This window comes from Arthrobacter sp. NPDC080031, from assembly GCF_040702485.1.
Taxonomy (GTDB): domain Bacteria; phylum Actinomycetota; class Actinomycetes; order Actinomycetales; family Micrococcaceae; genus Arthrobacter.
On sequence record NZ_JBFBLA010000020.1, the window covers coordinates 54,710 to 69,742 of the forward strand.

Below are 15,033 nucleotides of genomic sequence, written 5' to 3' on the forward strand. Positions count from 1 at the left end.
GACCAGAGGGGACGTCGAAATGGCCGGGACCAAGGAGTTCACCAAGCAGGTATCCACGATCTTGAAGGCCGGACCGGGATTCTCGCTGGACGCAGTAGACCCCGAATCGACGCCCGGGTACAAGGGGAGGAAGTCCGACGGCGTCGCTTTGCTGACAGCGCAGGACGGTCGTTTGGACGTCCTGCAAGAGATGCTCTTTGCCGAGGGAAAATTCGGCAGCTCCAAACGGGTGCTGTTGATCCTGCAAGCCATGGACACCGCCGGCAAAGGCGGGATTGTTGAGCACGTCGTCGGATCGATGGATCCCCAAGGTGTCAAGGTTGCTCCGTTCAAGGCTCCGACTGATGAAGAGAAAACCCATGATTTCCTCTGGCGGATCGAGAGGGCCGTGCCCGCCGCCGGATTCGTCGGGGTGTTTGACCGATCCCATTACGAGGACGTGCTGATACACCGCGTGCACGGTTGGGCTAATGAAGCTGAACTGGAACGTCGCTATGAGGCCATCAACGAGTTCGAGGCACGCCTCGCCGAACAAGGCACTGCGATCGTCAAGGTCATGCTCAACATCAGTCGCGATGAACAAAAGGCACGCCTGCTGGCGCGATTGGATGACCCGTCCAAGCACTGGAAGTACAACACGAGCGATCTCAAGGAACGTGCCCTGTGGGATTCCTATATGGAGGCCTACCAGCTCGTCTTCGAGAAAACATCAACAGATGTAGCGCCCTGGTATGTGGTTCCAGCGAACAAGAAATGGTTTGCGAGGATCGCTGTCCAGGAGCTTCTACTCGAGGCCCTCGGGAAGCTGGACCTGAGCTGGCCGAAAGCAGACTTTGACGTGGCGGCGGAACGGGCGCTGGCCGTCCAATCCTAAGGAGCCTTCGCGTCGTCCTCGCCGGTGTTCCGGGCCGCGGCAAGCCTCCTGCGGGCACCCTCCAGCCACTCTTCGCAGCGCTTTGCCAAAGCCTCGCCGCGTTCCCAGAGGGCGAGTGATTCCTCAAGGCTCGCTCCGCCTGCTTCAAGGCGGCCAACCACAGCCATGAGCTGCTCACGGGCTTCCTCGTAGCTGAGGGCGTCCAGGTCCTCAGCGGATGCCTTGGCCACAGGGGAGGTGTCTTCTGTTGTCATTTCTTAGTCCTCATTGTGCTGGTGCTTGCTAGGTTGTCCGGCAGCGGCAGCGGCGGCTGCGGCGGCTCCGGTAGATACGGCGGGCGCGGTAGATACGGCTGCAAGGCGGCCTTCCGCCAGCCGGAGGCTCAGCTCCGTCCCGTCAGGGGCTTGGTCCGGGCTCCGGACGACTTCGTGGCCGACCCCGTCCGCTCCCGCAATCTGGACGACGGCGTAGCCGCGGTCCAGTGTTTTTTGCGGAGACAGTGCCCTTAGCTGTGCACGGAGGTGGTGCAACTGGTCAAGTGCGCGGATAACCGCGGAACTTACCGCGGTGTTGGCATGTTTCCGGAGCCGTTCGATGTCCTCTTCCCGTGCCGTGACCATTCCCTCGGGGGACGCCAGCACAGGGCGTGATCTCAGCGCGTGGAGCCGGTCCGTTTCGCGGTCCACGAGGCGTCCCACGCCGCGGCGTAGCTGCTCGCGGGCCTGACGCACCCTTGCCAGTTCCTCGACGACGTCAGGGACGATCCTCTTCGCGGCGTCGGTGGGCGTCGATGCCCGAAGGTCGGCGACATCGTCCAGGATGGGATGGTCGGCTTCATGGCCTATTGCGCTGACTACCGGGGTGGCCGCTGCCGATACCGCCCGGACCAGGCCTTCGTTGCTGAACGGAAGCAGATCTTCCAAGGCTCCGCCGCCGCGGGCGATCACGATCACATCCACGTGCGGATCGGCGTCGAGTTCCTTAAGCGCAGCCAGGATCTGGCCGACAGCGGTGACACCTTGGACTGCGACCTCCCGGACGGCGAATTCGACGGCGGGCCAGCGAAGGGCCGCGTTGCGCAGGACATCCTTCTTGGCGTCCGAATCGCGGCCGGTGATGAGCCCGATCCGGTGGGGGAGCAGGGGCAGCCGCTTCTTCCTCGAGTCTGAAAACAGCCCCTCGGCGCCAAGGGCCTGGCGCAAGCGCTCGATTCTCGCGAGGAGATCGCCGAGTCCGACGGGCCGGATGTCCTTGATCGACATGTTGAGCCGACCGGTCTTGAGCCAGAATTCCGGTTTGACCAAGGCCACGACGCGTGAGCCACGCTCCAGCGGCATCTTCTGGCGGTCCAGGACGTTCGACCACAGCGACGCGGGCAAGGAGATTTCGGCGTCGGTGTCCCGCAGCGTCACGAAAGCGCTGCCGCCGCGACGGTTGAGTTCGATGACCTGGCCCTCGATCCACGCAGCCGGCGCCCGTTCTATGTGGGTCTTGAGCTTGCGGGACAGCAGTTGCAGCGGCCACGGATTGTCGGGACTTGTCTCCGACGCCGTCGCGGGCAGGGTTGACTCTGCCTTCGTGGATTCTCCTCCGGAGGACTCCTCTTCCTGGGCTTCCGGGTTCGGGAATCCTGGAATCGGCAACGCCCCAGGCGCGCCGCCCGGTACAGCATCATGGGACACGCGGGTAGCCTCCTGCTGGTGGCTGGTGCATGGTTCAGTCCTCGCTGGTACTTTGCTAAGGGGTGCGGGAAGCACTGCTGGCGTCAGTGCTACTCAAATTTTGCTACCGAAAAGATTTGCTACTGAAAACACGGTGGCAGGCTTCCAACTCTATCCATACCTTGTAGCATGCATGACTGACATTTACTCGTCGTCGCTCCGCCTGGAATTGCTGTACTCCAAACTTGAGGAATCCATTGCGCACGTTCGTCTCTGCAATCGCAGTGATCTTTGCCCTTCTGCTCACAGGAATCGCCGTCCCTATGGCATGGACGGACGCCAACATCGTCAGGGAAGACGGATTCGTGGCGCTCACCTCTTCGATCGGGAAGGACCAAGCGTTCCAGTCGCGCCTGGCGGGCACCGCCGTCGCAAGCCTGGAATCCAAAATCAATCTACCGGCGCCGGTGGAGCAACTTGGCGCCGCTTTCCTCAAGGATGCGGCCACCGCAATGTCCACGTGGCCCGAATACCCGCAAGCGTGGAATGAAACCGTGCGCCGGAGCCACCAACTGAATTTCGCAAGGAACGCCGGTCCCGGGAACTCGACCGCAGGGACGTCCTTGGTGCTCGACGTCGGGCCCCTGGTCAAGCTCGCCGCTGACCGGCTCCACGCGGCAACCGGCCTCCCCATTGCGACGCCGGACTCCACCCTGGTCAACATCGGCGGCCCCGCCCAGCGCCAGCAGGTAGACGCCATCGCCGCGTACGCGCCGATGTGGTGGATTCCAGGACTTGGCGCCGTCCTGCTGTTTGTCCTGGGGCTGCTTGCCGCGAAACGCAGGGGCGTGCTTCTCTTCTTCACCGGACTGGGCCTGGCCGCAGTCGCAGCGCTGTGGCAAGTGGCCACGACGGTGCTGAAGGGCGCAGGCGATGCGGGCTTGGGCGGAACCGCCACAGGCGGTCTTTTCGCGCGGGAGCTGGTGGCGGCGTCAGTCGACAATTTCACCGGCTGGATCACGATCGCCTGGATTGCCGCGGGAGTGTTTGCGCTTCTTGGCCTGCTCGGTGCGATTTTCTCACGCAAAGCCAGGCCGAGCGTGCGGGCGAACGCTGCCGGTAGCATGGAGGGATGACCAGCTCAGCAGTTTCCATTCCGATGCCCTCTGTCCCGCGTAGGCGCCGGACGCCGGAAGAGGTGCTGGCCGCCGCGCCGGTCTCCGGCCCCAAGCGGGTCTTGCTCGCGGCTCCCCGCGGATATTGCGCAGGTGTCGACCGCGCAGTCATCGCAGTGGAGAAAGCACTGGAACACTATGGGCCGCCGGTATACGTCCGTAAGCAGATCGTGCATAACGTCCATGTCGTCTCCTCGCTGGAGGAGAAGGGTGCCATCTTCGTCGAAGAGACTGACGAGGTACCCGAAGGCGCCCTCGTGATCTTCTCCGCCCATGGAGTGTCCCCGGCGGTAGTGCAGTCGGCTGAAGACCGCGGCCTGCGCACCATCGATGCCACGTGCCCCCTCGTCACGAAGGTGCACCGCGAAGCCGTCCGCTTCGCCAAGGAAGACTACGACATTCTCCTCATCGGCCACGACGGTCACGAGGAAGTGGAAGGCACGGCGGGCGAAGCCCCGGACCACATCCAGATCATCAATGGCCCGCACGAAGTGGACAAGGTCACGGTGCGCAATCCGGAGAAGACCATCTGGCTTTCGCAGACCACCTTGAGCGTCGACGAGACCATGGAAACCGTCCGGATGCTCAAGGAGCGCTTCCCCACGTTGCAGGATCCGCCCAGCGACGACATTTGCTATGCCACCACCAACCGCCAGGTGGCCATCAAGAAGATTGCCCCGCAGGCGGACCTCGTGATCGTGGTGGGATCGGCGAATTCCTCGAACTCCGTGCGGCTCGTAGAAGTGGCGCTTGAGTATGGCGCCAAGGCCTCCTACCGGGTCGATTTCGCGAACGAGGTCGACGAGAGCTGGTTCGAAGGCGTCGCAACCGTGGGCGTCACATCCGGCGCTTCCGTTCCCGAGGTCCTGGTCCAGGATGTTCTTCGTTTGCTCGCCGACTACGGCTACGGTTCGGTTGAAGAAGTAGTGACGGCGGAGGAAGACCTGCTGTTCTCCCTGCCGAAGGAACTGCGCGCCACCCTCAAAGAGGCCGGAGACGTCACACGCGCCTTGGGCGGACGCGGGAACCGCCCAACCTCGTAGTTGGGTCCGGCTCCGGCACGCTTTGCCGGGCCCGGACCACTACTCGGCCGGTCCTATGCCGCGGATTCTCCTTCGATCAGTTCGGGTGCGGCAAGGGTCCGCGGCACAGCTTCCACTGCGGACGGTGACACCAGGCCGTCGGTGTCCATGGAGTTGAGTTTCCGTGCCGTCGGCAGGACACGTGCTTCGAGCGTTCCGACGAGTGCGTTGTAGCGGTCCACCGAGGTCTTCAAGGACGAACCCAGCTTGCCCACGTTGTCACCGAGGGTCCCCATACGTTCGTACAACTGCCGGGCGAGCTCGAAGAGTTCCCGCGCGTTGTCCGTCAAGACGTCCTGGCGCCAAGTGAAGGCGACGGACTTAAGTACCGCCAGCAACGTGCCCGGGGACGCGAGCACCACGTTCCGGGACAAGGCGTGATCCAAGAGTGCAGGGTCCGCTTCGAGTGCGGCGGCCAGGATGGATTCCGCTGGCAGGAAGCAGATCACCAGCTCGGGGGAGTTGCCGGGGATGTCCCAGTACTTCTTGGACCCCAGGGCATCCACGTGCGACTTGAGGGCCTTCGCATGTGCGAGCAGCAAGGCATCCGCGCCATTGCCTGCCGGGAGCGCGCCGCTCCCAGCCGCGTGCCCGGTGTTGCCTTGTTCCTGGGCGGCTAGGTAGGACGCCAACGGAACCTTTGCGTCCACCACCAGCTGCTTTCCACCCGGCAACTGGACCACAAGATCCGGCCGGATGGCGTTGTCGACGGACGCGGAATGCACCTGCTCGTGAAAATCGACGTGACGCAGCATGCCGGCGGCTTCCACTACCCGGCGCAGCTGGACTTCACCCCACTGGCCCCTGGCGCTGTTGGACCGAAGGGCGGAGGCCAGGGCGTGGGTGGAGCGCAGCAGCTGCTCATCGGACAAGCGGGCTTCCTGGAGCTGCTGGGCAAGCTGGCCGTACTGCTCCAAACGATCCCGCTCCAGAAGCGAGACCTGCTGCTGGACGGCCGTCAGCTTCTCGGCAACCGGGGCAAGGGCGCGCAACACACTGCCATCCTGGTTCCTTGACTCGTTCAGTTCACGGTTCTGGGACAACAGAAGCCGCCGTTCGGCGTCGGCGGCGGCAAACTGGGCGTTCACCGCGGCAAGCCGGGCCGAGACGCCGTCGAAATCTTCTTCAAGCGCGGCATTGCGGCGCCGAAACAGGAGGAAGCCGGCCACCACGCCTGCGGCGGCCCCTAGAAGAAGCATGAACAAAGCGAGTATTACTGCGAAACCATCCATGTCTCCAACCTTGGCACAGGGGTAGGACAATACAGCGAAGCCAGGTCACGGCACCCGGGCGTGGGGTCCGGGGTTCTTGCGGCAAAGCGGAGAAGGGCACTCAACGGGTAGAATCAATGCTCGTGGCTCTTACTATTGGCATCGTCGGACTGCCCAACGTCGGCAAATCAACTCTTTTCAACGCACTGACCCGCAACCAGGTGCTGGCCGCGAACTACCCGTTCGCCACCATCGAGCCAAACGTCGGCGTCGTCAACCTGCCGGACCCGCGACTGCAGAAGTTGGCCGAGGTCTTCGGATCGCAGCGCCTCCTGCCCGCCGTCGTCTCGTTCGTTGACATCGCAGGAATCGTCAAGGGCGCCTCAGAAGGCGAAGGCCTGGGCAACAAGTTCCTCGCGAACATCCGCGAGGCAGAAGCCATCGCCCAAGTCATCCGCGTCTTCGATGACCCCGACGTTGTCCACGTTGACGGCAAAGTCGATCCGCGCTCGGACATTGAGACGATCAACACCGAACTGATCCTGGCCGATCTCCAGACGATCGAAAAGGCCATTCCCCGGATCGAAAAAGAAGTCAAGATCAAGAAGCGGGAAGCCGCGGAACTCGCAGCAATCCTGGCTGCCCAGGCCGTGCTGGAACGCGGCGACACGATCTTCTCCTCGGTCAAGAGCGACAAGCTCGAGATGGAACACCTCAAGGAACTCAGCCTCCTCACGGCCAAGCCCTTCATCTACGTCTTCAACTCGGACGAAGAAATCCTGGGCAACCCCGAAAAGCAGGAGGAACTGCGTGCCATGGTGGCCCCGGCCGACTGCATTTTCCTTGACGCCAAGCTGGAATCGGATCTCGTCGAACTCGACGAGGAAGAAGCCCGCGAAATGCTCGAGATGAACGGCCAGGACGAATCCGGCCTCGACCAGCTGGCACGCGTCGGATTCCACACGCTCGGACTGCAGACCTACCTCACGGCCGGTCCAAAGGAAGCCCGTGCCTGGACCATCCACCGAGGCGACACCGCGCCCCAGGCTGCAGGAGTCATCCACACGGATTTCCAGCGCGGATTCATCAAGGCCGAAGTGGTCTCCTTCGATGACCTCATCGACGCCGGATCCATGGCCGAGGCCAAGTCCCGCGGCAAGGTCCGTATTGAAGGCAAGGAATACGTCATGGCCGACGGCGACGTGGTGGAGTTCCGCTTCAACGTCTAGGCTCTGCGGGCCAGGGCAGGAAGTAGCCACAAGGCTTGTGTCTGGCTCTGTACTTTCTGGTCAGGGAGTCAACATAACCGAGGGCAGTCCCGTTCGCTCAACTACGGCCGCGACGCCCGGCACGTTCGGCGAATGCGTCCAAGGCTGCCAGCATGTCAGGCGCCCGCCAGAACCGGCCTTTCTTGTACTTACCGACGCCGACGACGATCCCGGCTTCCTCCAGGGCGTCCAGGGCGCGCTTCTGACGCATGTAGTCGAGGCCGAGCTTTGACTGCAGAACCGCTGCGTTGACAACTGGCTGGCTGGCAAGAAGATCCAGGACCGGCCATACGGCCGAGTCACGGCGTGCTGTGATCCTGTCAGCCCAGCCCCCGGTGATGGCGACAACGTCGTTGGCGAGGGTCGTGCCGTTCTCAATGGCCCGGAACGCGGCTTCGGAGGTCACTGTGATAATCAACTCCGGGTCCCCGGCCCGGAAGGCACTGAGAGCGGCGTGATAGCCGCCGACGTTGGAGAGCAGCCCGGCGGAGACGGGGACGGTCACGTTGGAGGCCACGCCCCGGTGCTTGAGCATGGCGTGCAGCAAGGCTCGTCCGGTGCGGCCGTTGCCGTCGGTGAACGGGTGGATGGTCTCGAACTGGGCGTGCGCGATGGCGCCCTGGACGATCGCAGGGAGGTCCTGGCGCCGGGCGTAGGACATGACGTCCGTCATGAGGGCCGGAACGCGGCTGGCGTGCGGCGGCACAAATTCGGCGCCGATTGGACTGTACTGGCTGGTGCCAATCCAGACCTGTTGGTCGCGCCAGTGTCCGGCGACGTCGGCGTCGGACGTGCCGTCCATCAGTGCCCGGTGCATGTCCAGGACGCTCGCGGGCGTCAGGTGGTCGGCGGCGGCCAGCGCCGTCTCCATGGCGCGGACATTGCGGACGACCAATGTGGCGTTGGCCTTATCGTCCGCACCGAGCTCGGCCTCACCCAGGCTGCGGGCGCTGGCGGTCAGGTTTTCGATCTGGGAGGAGGCGACGGACTCACTGCGCAGCATCAGAGACACGAACGGGCGCAGGTGCTTGCCGTAGCGTTCGTCGAACCGGCTGATCTCCTGGGTCGCTTCCTCGGCCAGGGCTGCGACCCCTGGAGAGGGCAGGTAAGCCGATTTTGCGATAGTCGACGGGATGAACGCCTCATAGGGCTGCCCGGCCATCCCGGACAGATAGTTGCTGGTACGGAAGGCGTCCTGGGTCCCGGTCCATTCGTAGGTTTCATACTCGCCCGCCGGCCAGACGGGTGCACCGCCCAGGGTGACGTGTCCGTAGGTGCCGTCGGTGTGACTCGGCTGCTCCATGATCACCTAACTGTAAGAATATCCAGTGGATTCTTACATTTATACTCCTAAACGTAAGAATCCGCTGCGGATTCTCTCATTTAGACATGCCGGAAGTATCGCCGCCAGGGCCGCTTCGGCGTTCGTGAGTATCTTCCTGTCAAGCCGCGCGTGTTGCAGCCAGGATCACTCCGGCTGTGTCGCCTTGGTCCATGAGGGGTCTCGACGTGATGCGTCATTCACGGGGCCGAAGCGGCGGCCCGCTGCCCGCTTCGGGCCAGGTAGCGGTCGCGCATGACCGGGCTGGCCGCCGGCCCGGCCGTAAACGCGTGCGCCTGATCGTCAACGCGGCGGCCGCTGGCCCGGTCCACCAAAACAGGTTCGACTTCCTCGCCGGTTTGGATATCGACAAGAATCATCGCGCGTTCGGAAGGCTCAAGGCGGGAGTTGGACCACGCGGCCATCGCAACCAAAACCGGCCGGAGGGAGCGTCCCATTTCGGTCAGCACATACTCGTGCCGGGGCGGATTCGACTGGTACTGCCGCTTCTCAAGCAGTCCCTGCCCAACAAGCGCACGCAGTCGGCTGGTGAGCATGCTCGAGGACAAGCCGATGTTCTCCTGGAACTGGTCAAAGCGGCTGTAGCCGTCGAAGCAGTCATGCAGAATCAGCATCGTCCACCACTCGCCCACGTAGCCCAGCGCTGTCGAGAGCGGGCACTCCCGGTCTTCGAGCCGAATTTTGCCAGCCATTGCGGCCACCTCCTCAGTTACTGCTAGAGTAGCATCCAGTAACTTCTAAATTAGAAGTTACTGGAACCGGGCCTCCGGTTTGGAGCCACGCTCGTCGGCTTCCTCGTCTCCGGTGCTGCCTCCTCGATCGTCGGCGCCGACTACGTCATCGACGGCGGCACCGTCCCCACCATCTAGATCACAGCCATCCAAGTCGCCAGAACCAGGAAGAAGCAACCATGACGGAGAACATCCAGCCGACGGATCTGCCCCTCCCTATCACCACATATCTGGACCGTTCGCAAGGCAACCAGCGAAGGACGGCCATCGAGGCGTTCACCCCCGATGCCGTCGTCGTCGACGACGGACACCTCTACCGTGGCACTTCCGAAATTGCGGGATGGCTCGATCGCGTCGCATCCGAGTACGAATACACCACCACGTTCCTCCGGGCTGAACGCGACGAGCACGCCACGCTCGTCGTTAACCGCCTCGAGGGAACATTCCCCGGAGGAATCGTCGACCTCAAGTACCGCTTCGTACTCAACGGCCAGAACACTGCCATCCGTGAGCTGACCATCGCACCGTAGGCCGCCGGTTTCTCTGGCCAGGCTCCGACTGCTGGGTGGTTATCCGTACGCCACAGGGGCACGGAGCTGATCAGCAAAAGACCGGCGACCTTGCGACGAAGGGACTTTAAGATGCCCTGTCCCTTGGAGCCTGTGGATGCTGCTGAGCTTCTGTTGTTATCCATCGAAATGAATCCACGTTCGCCTTCCACCCACATCAGACCGGCCCCGGCAAGAAGTAGAAGGTCCTGGCGTGTCCCGAGGAGTTAAGTCGTGCTTAGAACAGCGGCCAGGGCACGGCCGACATCGCACCGCTCGGAGCCGGAAACCGCCCTGTCAACCGCAAACGGGCGCAGCGTTCGGCGAGCGATGCGATTTCTTCTGAGCTGAGCAATTCCGCCAGGTTTCGGCCCAGCTCACCGTGGAGTCCTTCGCTGACTCGATCGACGCCGTCGCGTTCCTCGGGGGTCAGAGGGTCTCCCAGCCATCCCCACAGCACCGTGCGCAGCTTGTGGTCGCGGTGGAAGGTGAGCCCGTGGTCCACGCCGTGCCGGTGTCCGTCCGTCATGGCAAGAATGTGGTCGCCTTTGCGGTCGGCGTTGTTGACGACCGTGTCGAACACGGCCATGCGCCTGAGCGCCGGCGAATCTTCGTGAACGAGGGTGACCATCCGTCCGCTCTCATCTTGTCCCTCGAGAACTTGTTTCCAGCCCGTCTTCGGCACGTGGTCTGTCGCGACCAGGTCCACGGCGTTTTGGGCGGGGTCTTGCTCCTGCCAGAGCTGCACCATACCTTTGCCCATCGGACCGTCGCGCAGCCAGGTTTGCGGCACGATGTCCCAGCCGAAGACCTGCGAGACAAGGTAGGCGGCCACCTCCCGGTATGCCAGGGTGCCGTGGGGAAAGTCCCATAGCGGCGTTTCGCCTGCTATCGGCTTATAGACGACCATCACGTCGCCGATGCGGCCAAGAAATGTAGCGTTTGAAGCCGTTGTGATGCGGCCGGTGAGCGTCAGCTCGGCGGTCACCAGGTCCGGCGTCGGCATCAGGCCTCGGGAAAGGTGCAGATGTGCCCGTCGGCGTCTATGGGGTAACCGCACAGCGGGCACGTCGGACGCCCGGCGCCCACGATCTCACGGGTGCGCTTGGCGAATGCGCGGGCGGTGCCGACCGGCATTCGCACCAGCAGCATTTCGGGCGCCTTAGCGCCGTCCTCATCAAGCGATGCGTCGTTGTCATCGACATCGGTGATGGGGTAGGCCTCTAGTACGAGCTGTGCCGTGGTTGGGTCCCAAGCCAAGGTCATGGCGCCGGTGCGAAACTGCTCCTGAACGGCATCGAGTTGGTCATTGTCGACAAGTTCAACGGGAGTACCCGTGGGGACACTGAAGGGGTTGCCTTCGACGGCGATGAGCTGGTCGAGAATTTCGTCGATCTTCTCCGCGAGCAGGGCCGACTGCTCTTTCTCCATGGCAATGCTCACGATCTGCGTCCCTGCGCGTACCTGCAGGTAGAACGTTCGCGCCCCCGGAAGGCCGATGGTGCCGACGACGACCCGGTCAGGCCAGGCAAACTCGTGAACACGTGTAGGCATGTCAGTATTCTAAGCGCATGAGGCTTATGGCGCCTTTTGCCCCGCACCGCCGCCCACCGGCGCATCGCCAGAATGGATGCCGTCCGACAGCCATGACAGATCACCCGCGTCGGTGTTGGTCGCGTGGACGCTGGGCCGAGGAGCGCCGTAGCGCACGATCGATACGGAGCCGGGACCCACGGTAATACGCTGGAACAGGTCAAGGTGCATGCCGAGTGCGTCGGCAAGGATTGACTTGATGATGTCACCGTGGCTCACCGCCACCCACACGGCTCCTGGTCCGTACTCGGCTTCGAAGGCTGCATCGTGGCGTCGAATCGCTGCCACCGACCGAGCCTGCATGGCAGCCATCGATTCACCGCCGGGAAAGACGACGGCGGACGGTTGGGACTGCACGATCGGCCACAGTTCCTCGGACGCGAGATCACTGAGCGTGCGGCCCTGCCACTGGCCGTAATCGCACTCGATGAGATCGGGCTCGACCGGCGCGTACGGCGTGCCGCCCTGGCGATCGAGGATGAGCTGTGCGGTCTGCTGACAACGCTCAAGAGGGCTCGACACCACCGCGACCAAGGGCACGGCCGCGAGCCGGTCTCCGGTCAGGGCCGCCTGGTCGTGCCCGATCCGGTCCAGGCCGACGCCGACGGCCCGACCAGCCAGCAGCCCAGTGGCATTGGCTGTGGTGCGGCCGTGCCGCACGAGAATAACTGTCGCCATGCACCCAGCCTAACCACCCGCCCGATCGCGGGGCGCACCGTGCCGGGTCCCGTTCCACTTAAATGTGAGCAAGTAGTCGAGCGTATAGTCGCTTAGCCCCGACGGGCGACATCCTGGCTCAGAATGTTGGGCCAGGTTTCGACGTCTCCGGGGGTGCGGGCGACCGTCAGCGTTGCTTGGGGGAGCAGTGCGGCAAGGGATTCCGCGGTAGACAGGGGGTGGCCCGGATCATCGACCCACGCCAAGATTGTCGTCGGGATGTCGATTCGCGCGACGGCTTCGCGAGCAGGCAGGTCGCTGAGTGCCGCGCCGCGAAACAACGACGGCAAGAGGGCACCGGCGACGTCGGGCACCGTCTCCGGCGCACCGACCGTGGCCGGCGGAGGTGTTGCTCCGCGAGTGGTGGCGAGGAATGCCTCGACACCTACAGACTCGATCAGCGCTGCTGCAACTCGATAGTTCGCAGCCTGCGCAGCCCGGGTTTCCCACGCCGTGGGTGGCACCATCAGCGTGAACCCGGTAAAGCGGTCTGGCTCGCGGGAAGCGGCATGCAGGAGTGTGCCGGTACCCATGGAGGGGCCGACTCCGTGGACAGGTTCGCCTGGGAACCAGTGGTCGAGCACTCGCAGGAGGTCATCGGCGAGGTTTTGCCATTGATATTCCTCGGGAACCTTCCGCCCGGTCGACCGGCCATGGCCGCGTGCGTCGTACCGCAGCAGCCGCGTTCCACTAAGCCCTCGACCGAGGTCGAGGTTCAGTACCCGATCGTGCGCGCGGCTTGAGGTAAGGCCATGTAGTTGGACAACCGGGTGTCCGCCTTCGTCGCTCAAAGCAACCGCAAGCTCGGCTCCGGGAACCTCGAAAGTGGGCATCAGGCTCCTCGTTTCGTAACTGACCGCGTCACGTCGAGCGGCCCCGTTGAACATTCAGGCTATCCGGGGCGATAGGATACTGCCATGCGGCTGACCAACGTCACGCACCTGCGCCTACCGTTCGGACGACTTTGGGGCTACGACGTCAGTGTGTCTGCGCTCGGCCGGCGTCTTCCAGTGTCATTTGACCAGCGGCTCCATGTGGGGGCAGGCGACCGCCCCGGCTCCTGGATGGCATTGTCTTTTCGGCTGCCTTCACCAACTCGTCGTGAGTCAATCGCCGATGCCTGGCTCGCTGTCCTCGCCCGTCATGGCACACTGCGAACGGCATTCGTCCCCGGTGCGGATGGTGATCCGGAGCTTCACGAAATTGAAATCGGTCCGGGAACCTGGGTGGAGCATCAGGTATCTCCCGGTCAGGCAGTCAATGACGCGGTGCGGGACATTCTCGATGCCACATGTTCGCCATACCAACAGCCCTCCCACCGGCTGTGCGTGTTGGAGACTGCTGCCGGACTCACGGTCGTGATTGCGGCCGACCACGCCCACGTCGATATGTGGTCCATGCTGGTGATCGCGCGGGACCTGCTGTCGGCGCTGGATGCCGGGCGGGCCGGCCGTGACCTGTTGCCCGGAGCCGCGCCGGCATTCGTTGAACACACCCAAGCACTGTTGGATCGGAATGCGGCGCCGGACCATGTGCGTCACCGATGGGAAGAGATCATAGGTGAAAGCGGCGGCGTCATGCCGCAATTCCCACTGCCCCTGGGTGCGCCCGATCCGCAGCGCGAGCGGGTAGAAGTTCGCGATGTGTTCGATCTCGATGACGGTGCCGCATTTGCTGCCCAGGCCCGCAACGACGGTGTCTCGACGCTCGCGCTCGCTGTTGTTGCGATGACAGCCGTGACCCGCGAGTTGGCGGGAAGCCCGCTCCGGGCCGTTTTTCCCGTGCACAGCCGCTTCGACGACAACTGGCATGACTCAGTGGGCTGGTTCATTACTAACTCGGTACTTGAGTCGGCAGTCGCCGAGCCCCGCGCCGCGGCGGCCGCGGTAAAAGAGGCTGTGCAGCTTGGCTCGTGGCCGCTCGCGGATGTCCTGGCCCCATGGGGCGGCATGCCCGTAGCTCCTGGTATGTTCGCGATCTCCTGGCTGGACCTGCGCAGGCTGCCGGTGCGAATCGACTCCGTCGGACTCGACGCCCAATATGTGAGCGCGACAATCGACACCGACGGCGTCATGCTTTGGTTCATCCTGGACGAATCGGGTCTGCATTTGAGATGCCGCTATCCCGACACGATGGAGGCTCGAGCCAGTGTCGGCGGGTGGCTTGATCTGCTGGTCGCTCGTTTGCAGGCATATGCGCGATCCTCGGTTCAAGGACTGTTGCGGGTGGCGGGCCGGACCTTCAGGCTTGAACGGGCGAGCCACGATGACGTTGCGGCCATCGCGGCGCTGTTGTCTGATGATCAGTTCGGTCCCGATCGGGAGTGCGTCGAGCTCGAACGATACGAGGCGGCCTACAACCTGGTTGTTCGCGACAGTTCCAACTATCTGGGGGTTGTCCGCAATGATGCCGATCGCATCGTTGCCACAATGCAATTGACCGTCATTCCAGGTCTTTCCCGGGGTGGTTCTTCCCGACTACAGATCGAGGGACTGCGAGTTGCGGCCACGGAACGCTCACAGGGCTTGGGCACCGCGATGCTTGAGTGGGCACATAATTTCGGGCGTGCGCGAGGGGCGCAACTGGCACAGGTCACCACCGACGAAGCACGGGAACGGGCTCGGGCTTTCTACTCCCGACTCGGATATCGGTCTGCCCACGTAGGACTGAAACGGCGGATATAGGCCCCTTCTCCGCACATCGATGGTGATTTTCGAATGGCCGCAGTTCCAGCCCGGCGATTGACGGCAGCCCGATTTAGGCATTCCAGTGGTAATGGCCGTTTTTGTCGGCGCCTTTGCCCCCGCAGACGTAGGTCCGGCCATTTGCGG

General features: G+C 63.4%; 15 protein-coding genes. 6 read left to right on the plus strand and 9 right to left on the minus strand.

Annotation, left to right across the window (positions count from 1 at the left end):
* Window positions 1-19: 19 nt before the first annotated feature.
* Complete coding sequence (locus AB0323_RS16805) at window positions 20-874, plus strand: polyphosphate kinase 2 family protein (protein ID WP_366178327.1); 855 nt, start codon at window positions 20-22, stop codon at window positions 872-874.
* On the opposite strand, the gene AB0323_RS16810 is transcribed toward AB0323_RS16805, so the two are convergent.
* Together AB0323_RS16810 and xseA are read right to left on the minus strand one after the other, a co-directional pair.
* A complete protein-coding gene (locus AB0323_RS16810) occupies window positions 871-1,128 on the minus strand; it encodes an exodeoxyribonuclease VII small subunit (RefSeq protein ID WP_366178328.1) in 258 nt (85 codons plus the stop codon). The two genes, AB0323_RS16805 and AB0323_RS16810, sit on opposite strands and share 4 nt — an antisense overlap.
* A gap of 3 nt (window positions 1,129-1,131) precedes the next feature.
* Entirely contained in the window at window positions 1,132-2,436 is a 1,305-nt protein-coding gene (gene xseA / locus AB0323_RS16815) for an exodeoxyribonuclease VII large subunit (RefSeq protein ID WP_366178364.1), read from the minus strand.
* Between the two features lie 356 nt (window positions 2,437-2,792).
* Between xseA and AB0323_RS16820 the strand changes: the two genes are divergently transcribed.
* Both AB0323_RS16820 and AB0323_RS16825 read left to right on the plus strand, forming a co-directional pair.
* Window positions 2,793-3,671 (plus strand): hypothetical protein, encoded by an 879-nt coding sequence (locus AB0323_RS16820; protein ID WP_366178329.1) that lies wholly within the window; start codon window positions 2,793-2,795, stop codon window positions 3,669-3,671.
* Entirely contained in the window at window positions 3,668-4,753 is a 1,086-nt protein-coding gene (locus AB0323_RS16825) for a 4-hydroxy-3-methylbut-2-enyl diphosphate reductase (protein WP_366178330.1), read from the plus strand. Before AB0323_RS16820 ends, AB0323_RS16825 begins: the two co-directional genes overlap by 4 nt.
* Before the next feature lie 53 nt (window positions 4,754-4,806).
* On the opposite strand, the gene AB0323_RS16830 is transcribed toward AB0323_RS16825, so the two are convergent.
* Window positions 4,807-6,024, minus strand: a complete 1,218-nt coding sequence (locus AB0323_RS16830) for a DNA recombination protein RmuC (protein ID WP_366178331.1) — start codon at window positions 6,022-6,024, stop codon at window positions 4,807-4,809.
* A gap of 122 nt (window positions 6,025-6,146) precedes the next feature.
* Here AB0323_RS16830 and ychF point away from each other — a divergent pair, with 122 nt between their 5' ends.
* On the plus strand, window positions 6,147-7,232 hold the full coding sequence (ychF, locus tag AB0323_RS16835; RefSeq protein ID WP_364532884.1) for a redox-regulated ATPase YchF: 1,086 nt from the start codon (window positions 6,147-6,149) through the stop codon (window positions 7,230-7,232).
* A gap of 97 nt (window positions 7,233-7,329) precedes the next feature.
* On the opposite strand, the gene AB0323_RS16840 is transcribed toward ychF, so the two are convergent.
* Window positions 7,330-8,574 (minus strand): Fic family protein, encoded by a 1,245-nt coding sequence (locus AB0323_RS16840; RefSeq protein WP_366178332.1) that lies wholly within the window; start codon window positions 8,572-8,574, stop codon window positions 7,330-7,332.
* 218 nt (window positions 8,575-8,792) lie between these two features.
* On the minus strand, window positions 8,793-9,305 hold the full coding sequence (locus AB0323_RS16845; RefSeq protein WP_366178333.1) for a helix-turn-helix domain-containing protein: 513 nt from the start codon (window positions 9,303-9,305) through the stop codon (window positions 8,793-8,795).
* Window positions 9,306-9,523: 218 nt separating this feature from the next.
* On the opposite strand from AB0323_RS16845, the gene AB0323_RS16850 reads away from it, so the two are divergent.
* A complete protein-coding gene (locus tag AB0323_RS16850; RefSeq protein WP_366178334.1) occupies window positions 9,524-9,874 on the plus strand; it encodes a hypothetical protein in 351 nt (116 codons plus the stop codon).
* Between the two features lie 256 nt (window positions 9,875-10,130).
* On the opposite strand, the gene AB0323_RS16855 is transcribed toward AB0323_RS16850, so the two are convergent.
* From AB0323_RS16855 to AB0323_RS16870, 4 genes are all read right to left on the minus strand, one after another.
* The gene (locus AB0323_RS16855; RefSeq protein ID WP_366178335.1) at window positions 10,131-10,898 is read right to left on the minus strand and encodes an SCO1664 family protein; all 768 of its coding nucleotides are present in this window, start codon (window positions 10,896-10,898) and stop codon (window positions 10,131-10,133) included.
* Window positions 10,898-11,446 (minus strand): DUF3090 domain-containing protein, encoded by a 549-nt coding sequence (locus AB0323_RS16860; protein ID WP_366178336.1) that lies wholly within the window; start codon window positions 11,444-11,446, stop codon window positions 10,898-10,900. The genes AB0323_RS16855 and AB0323_RS16860 overlap by 1 nt, the downstream gene beginning before the upstream one ends.
* A 24-nt stretch (window positions 11,447-11,470) precedes the next feature.
* On the minus strand, window positions 11,471-12,163 hold the full coding sequence (locus tag AB0323_RS16865; protein WP_366178337.1) for a histidine phosphatase family protein: 693 nt from the start codon (window positions 12,161-12,163) through the stop codon (window positions 11,471-11,473).
* 92 nt (window positions 12,164-12,255) lie between these two features.
* Entirely contained in the window at window positions 12,256-13,035 is a 780-nt protein-coding gene (locus AB0323_RS16870; protein ID WP_366178338.1) for an alpha/beta fold hydrolase, read from the minus strand.
* Window positions 13,036-13,119: 84 nt separating this feature from the next.
* Between AB0323_RS16870 and AB0323_RS16875 the strand changes: the two genes are divergently transcribed.
* Window positions 13,120-14,886: a GNAT family N-acetyltransferase gene (locus tag AB0323_RS16875; protein WP_366178339.1), complete on the plus strand. Its 1,767-nt coding sequence runs from the start codon at window positions 13,120-13,122 to the stop codon at window positions 14,884-14,886.
* Window positions 14,887-15,033: the final 147 nt, after the last annotated feature.

Coding starts and splice junctions, on each gene's coding strand:
- AB0323_RS16805 (WP_366178327.1), top strand. CDS start 20: ATGGCCGGGACCAAGGAGTTCACCAAGCAGGTATCCACGATCTTGAAG.
- AB0323_RS16810 (WP_366178328.1), bottom strand. CDS start 1,128: ATGACAACAGAAGACACCTCCCCTGTGGCCAAGGCATCCGCTGAGGAC.
- AB0323_RS16825 (WP_366178330.1), top strand. CDS start 3,668: ATGACCAGCTCAGCAGTTTCCATTCCGATGCCCTCTGTCCCGCGTAGG.
- AB0323_RS16830 (WP_366178331.1), bottom strand. CDS start 6,024: ATGGATGGTTTCGCAGTAATACTCGCTTTGTTCATGCTTCTTCTAGGG.
- AB0323_RS16840 (WP_366178332.1), bottom strand. CDS start 8,574: ATGGAGCAGCCGAGTCACACCGACGGCACCTACGGACACGTCACCCTG.
- AB0323_RS16845 (WP_366178333.1), bottom strand. CDS start 9,305: ATGGCTGGCAAAATTCGGCTCGAAGACCGGGAGTGCCCGCTCTCGACA.
- AB0323_RS16850 (WP_366178334.1), top strand. CDS start 9,524: ATGACGGAGAACATCCAGCCGACGGATCTGCCCCTCCCTATCACCACA.
- AB0323_RS16855 (WP_366178335.1), bottom strand. CDS start 10,898: ATGCCGACGCCGGACCTGGTGACCGCCGAGCTGACGCTCACCGGCCGC.
- AB0323_RS16860 (WP_366178336.1), bottom strand. CDS start 11,446: ATGCCTACACGTGTTCACGAGTTTGCCTGGCCTGACCGGGTCGTCGTC.
- AB0323_RS16865 (WP_366178337.1), bottom strand. CDS start 12,163: ATGGCGACAGTTATTCTCGTGCGGCACGGCCGCACCACAGCCAATGCC.
- AB0323_RS16870 (WP_366178338.1), bottom strand. CDS start 13,035: ATGCCCACTTTCGAGGTTCCCGGAGCCGAGCTTGCGGTTGCTTTGAGC.
- AB0323_RS16875 (WP_366178339.1), top strand. CDS start 13,120: ATGCGGCTGACCAACGTCACGCACCTGCGCCTACCGTTCGGACGACTT.